Here is a 4,283-nt window from a genome sequence, read left to right as displayed (position 1 = left end):
GCGCGGAGGCGGGACGCCGGGACCAGGTCTGATCGCCGCCGGGCCCGGCCGGCGGCTCCGCGGCGGGTTGCCCGGTCCAGCCTTGGTCGGCGGCGGACCCGGCAGCGGGTTGCTCGGCCCAACCGTGGTCGGCGGCGGGTTGCCCTGCCCAGCCCTGGTCGACGGCGGGCCCGGCGCTGGGTTGCTCGGCCCAGCCCGGGGAGGGCGCGGGCGGGTCGGCCGGATAGCGGTCGGCCCAGCCGCGGGAGAGCGACGGTGGCTGGTCGGTGGCCCGGTCGGCGGTGGGGGCGTGGAACCCCGGCGGCACCTCGAAACCGGAGGCGGCGGCGCCGACCGGTGGCACCTGGAGGGCCGGGGGCGCGGACGACGGGACGCCGCCCTCCGCCCAGCGCGCGGCGCCCACCGAGGGCTCGTCCGAGCCGTGCCGGGCCGTCCCGGGATCCGCGTCGGCGGTCGGCTGCTCCGCCGCCGGCGCCGGCCGCTGAGCCGGCACGACCAGCCGGTCGCCGTCGGTCTCCCGGCGCGGCTCGTCGAGTGGCGGGGCACTCACCGGCGCCTGGCGGCTCACGGGCGATTCCTCCCCGGCGTGCTGGACGCCGTTGACGTGATGGCCGTTGACCCGGGCCCGCGATTCCTCGGCGGGCGGGCCGGGCAGCGGGGCCGGGAGGTCGCCGTGGCGGGGTGACGAGGTGGCCCAGCCGTCCAGCTCGGGCCGCGGCCAGCCGCCGGGTGCCGGGGCGCCGCGGGTCCAGCCGGTCGCCGGGGGCGCCCACCCGCTGCCGGCACGCGCCAGGTCGTCCTGCTGACCCGTCCCGTCGCCGTGCTCTCCCGGGGTGGCGGCACCGGGTTGCCCTGATTCAGTCACCGCGCGCTCCTTGGTCGCCCCCGCTGAGGCTACCGTGTGGTGACAGTGGCGATAAGTTACAGCGGCGGGCCAATTCCGGGACGGGTTCACGGACCCCGACCGGTTCGGGTGATAAGTGCCGGCTCGTACGAAGAAACTCGGAGGTTCCCATGACCGCTGTGGGGAACGGTGCACAGACCGCCGGCCGGCCCACCCGCCTGCCCCGCTCGGCGCGGCGCAAGCAGCTACTCGCGGCCGCTCAGGAGGTGTTCGTCGCGCAGGGCTACCACGCCGCCGCGATGGACGACATCGCCGAGCGGGCCGGAGTCTCCAAGCCCGTGCTCTACCAGCACTTCCCGGGCAAGATGGAGCTCTACCTGGCGCTGCTGGACACGCACTGCGACGCCATCGTCGCGCAGGTGCACGACGCGATGCGCGGCACCAACGACAACAAGGAGCGGGTCAGCGCCTCGGTGCGCGCGTACTTCGACTTCGTCGACCACGAGAGCGAGGCGTTCCGGCTGGTCTTCGAGTCGGACCTGCGCAACGACCCGGCGGTCCGGCAGCGGGTGGAGCGGGTCGAGCAGGGCTGCATCGCCGCGATCACCGACACCATCATCTCGGACACCGGCGTCAGCCGGGCGCACGCCGAGCTGCTCGCCTCCGGCCTGGTCGGGGCGGCGGAGACGGCCGCCCAGTTCTGGCTGGCCGGGGGTCGACAGGTGCCGAAGGCGGAGGCGGAGGCGCTGGTCGCCGCCCTCTCCTGGCGTGGCATCGCCAGCTTCCCGCTGCAAGGTGAGTCAGCCTGAACATCGGGCCCGCAGATCGGATAGCCTTCCCACGGCGGCTCTTTCGCCCCAGTTGAGGAGGCACAGTGGAGGTCAAGATCGGCGTGCAGTACGCGCCGCGGGAGCTGGTCCTGGAGAGCGCTCAGTCGCCGGCCGAGATCGAGCGGATCGTGACCGACGCCGTCGCCAAGGGTGAGGGCACCCTCTCCCTGACCGACGAGAAGGGCCGGCGGGTCATCGTGCCGGTCGGCAAGGTCGCCTACGTCGAGATCGCGGAGGCCGCGCCCCGCGCGGTCGGGTTCACCGTCCGCTGATTCCGCACCGGGTCGCCGTGGCGGGGGCCCGCCACGGCGACGCCGGGCTCAGTTGTTCAGCCCCGCGGCGGTCATCCGGGCGCTGTGCGCCTCGGTCAGCCGGCGGAACAGGGCCGGCACGTCCACGCCCTCCCGGCGGGCGATCAGCGTGGTGAGCGCGCCGCGGTCCGCGGCGGCCACCCGCCCGGCCTGGGAGAGCGCCTCCCCGACCAGCCGTCGCGCCCACATGGAGAGCCGGTCGGCCACCCGGGGGTCGGCCGCGATGGCGGCCCGGATCTCGGCGGCGGCGAACTCGGCGTACCGCGAGTCGTGCAGCACGTCGAGGATCAGCCGGCGGTCGGGCTCGGCCAGCCCGTCGGCGATCTCCCGCAGGAAGTCGTCGGTGATCGCGTCCCCCACGTACGCCTTGGTCACCGCCTCCGGCCAGTCCTTCGGCTCGGTCGAGTCGTGGTACGCCTCCAGCGCCTCGGCGTAGCGGGCCATGGCCTCGTCGGGGCTGGCGCCGAGGGCGGTGATCCGGCCGGCGATCCACCGGTAGTGCGCGATCTCGGCCGCGGCCATCTCGCACAGTGCCGCCCGCCGGCGCAGGTCGGGGGCGAGGCGGGCGTCGGCGGCGAGCCGGTCGAAGGCGAGCAGCTCGCCGTACGCGACCAGGCCGAGCAGGTCGACCACGGCGGGATCGGGGGCGGACACCAGGGCAGGCTACCTTCGCGATGATCTGTGGTCCAGGTCACAGCCAACGCCCCCGGCCATCGACCGGTGAGCGGAATCAGGACTCCTCAGGGGTGGTTCAGGTAGGATGAGACAGTTGCCGTGGGCACCGATTCGATCAGTACAGCTGATCAGCACCGGTCCGCGGCGCGCGTGCGGCCCGGTCCGGCTCGGCGAAACCGCCCCCGACCGTGTGGCCCGCGCCATATCGATCGCGCCCTGAGGACCAGAGGGGCGCACCACGAGAGGGCACCCCCACATCCATATGAGCGAGCAGATTCAAACCCAACCGCTGGCCGCCACCGCTCCGGTCCGTCCGGAGGCTCCCACCTTCGCCGAGCTCGGCGCCCGTCAGGAGACCGTCGAGGCCCTGGCCGCCGCCGGCATCACCCGCGCCTTCGCCATCCAGGAGTACGCGCTGCCGATCGCGCTGCGCGGCGTCGACCTGATCGGCCAGGCGCCGACCGGCACCGGCAAGACCCTCGGCTTCGGCATTCCGCTGCTGGAGCGGGTCTTCGCCCCGTCCGAGGGAAGTGACGGCGTGCCGCAGGCGCTGGTCGTCGTCCCCACCCGAGAGCTGGGCATCCAGGTCGCCAAGGACCTCGACGCAGCCGGTCGCACCCGGGGCGTCCGGGTGCTGCCGATCTACGGCGGCGTGGCGTACGAGCCGCAGATCGAGGCGCTGCGCAAGGGCGTCGAGATCCTGGTCGGCACGCCCGGCCGCCTGCTGGACCTGCAGAAGCAGAAGCACCTGCGGCTCGACCGGGTCCGCGCGCTGGTCCTGGACGAGGCCGACCGGATGCTCGACCTGGGCTTCCTCGACGACGTCGAGAAGATCCTGGCGATGCTGCCGGAGGACCGGCAGACCATGCTCTTCTCGGCCACCATGCCGGACCCGATCGTCGCGCTGTCCCGGCGCTTCCTGCGCCGCCCGGTGACCATCCACGCCGGGCACACCGCCGAAACCGGCCCGTCGCCGCAGACCCAGCAGCTGGCCTACCGCACCCACTCGCTCAACAAGGTCGAGATCGTGGCGCGGATCCTCCAGGCGGAGGGGCGGGGCCTGACCATGATCTTCACCCGCACCAAGCGGGCCGCCGACCGGGTGGCCGAGGACCTCGACTTCCGTGGCTTCGCGGTCGCCGCGGTCCACGGTGACCTGGGCCAGGGTGCCCGGGAGCGGGCGCTGCGGGCGTTCCGCGCCGGCAAGATCGACACCCTGGTCGCCACCGATGTGGCCGCCCGCGGCATCGACGTCACCGGCGTCACCCACGTCATCAACTACGACTGCCCCGAGGACCAGGACACCTACACCCACCGGATCGGTCGTACCGGCCGGGCGGGCGCGACCGGTGTCGCGGTGACCTTCGTCGACTGGGACGACATGCCCCGGTGGCGGATCATCGACAAGACCCTGGGCCTCGACATGCCCGAGCCGCCGGAGACGTACCACACCTCCCCGCACCTCTACACCGACCTGGACATCTCCCCCGAGATCACCGGCACCCTGCCGACCGCCGAGCGGACCCGGGCCGGGCTCTCCGCGGAGGTCGAGGAGGACCTGGGCGGCGGCCGGTCCCGCCGGGGCGAGCGGGGCGAGCGGGGCGCCCGGCGCGGCGAGGGCCG

At 74.2% G+C, this 4,283-nt stretch carries 4 protein-coding genes and 1 pseudogene; 3 read left to right on the top strand and 2 right to left on the bottom strand.

What is annotated here, in order from left to right; genetic code table 11:
* Positions 1-865: pseudogene (locus EFE23_RS27520) on the bottom strand (hypothetical protein); the annotation flags it as partial.
* 149 nt (positions 866-1,014) lie between these two features.
* Between EFE23_RS27520 and EFE23_RS27515 the strand changes: the two are divergent.
* Together EFE23_RS27515 and EFE23_RS27510 are read left to right on the top strand one after the other, a co-directional pair.
* Positions 1,015-1,653 (top strand): TetR/AcrR family transcriptional regulator, encoded by a 639-nt coding sequence (locus EFE23_RS27515; RefSeq protein ID WP_123243781.1) that lies wholly within the window; start codon positions 1,015-1,017, stop codon positions 1,651-1,653.
* A 65-nt stretch (positions 1,654-1,718) separates the two neighbouring features.
* Positions 1,719-1,946, top strand: a complete 228-nt coding sequence (locus EFE23_RS27510; RefSeq protein WP_123243780.1) for a DUF3107 domain-containing protein — start codon at positions 1,719-1,721, stop codon at positions 1,944-1,946.
* A gap of 48 nt (positions 1,947-1,994) precedes the next feature.
* Here the strand turns inward: EFE23_RS27510 and EFE23_RS27505 are convergent, their stop codons facing one another.
* Entirely contained in the window at positions 1,995-2,639 is a 645-nt protein-coding gene (locus EFE23_RS27505; protein WP_233601173.1) for a ferritin-like fold-containing protein, read from the bottom strand.
* A gap of 283 nt (positions 2,640-2,922) precedes the next feature.
* On the opposite strand from EFE23_RS27505, the gene EFE23_RS27500 reads away from it, so the two are divergent.
* On the top strand, positions 2,923-4,283 hold a 1,361-nt coding region (locus EFE23_RS27500), incomplete at its 3' end, for a DEAD/DEAH box helicase (RefSeq protein ID WP_148058560.1).

The organism is Micromonospora solifontis (genome assembly GCF_003725545.1).
GTDB classification, from domain to species: Bacteria; Actinomycetota; Actinomycetes; order Mycobacteriales; family Micromonosporaceae; genus Micromonospora; species Micromonospora solifontis.
Note: the sequence above shows the minus strand (reverse complement) of the source record. Positions and strands in the feature narration are given on the sequence as shown.

Excerpts from the sequence above, each read along its gene's own strand:
- EFE23_RS27515 (WP_123243781.1), top strand. The coding sequence starts at position 1,015 with ATGACCGCTGTGGGGAACGGTGCACAGACCGCCGGCCGGCCCACCCGC.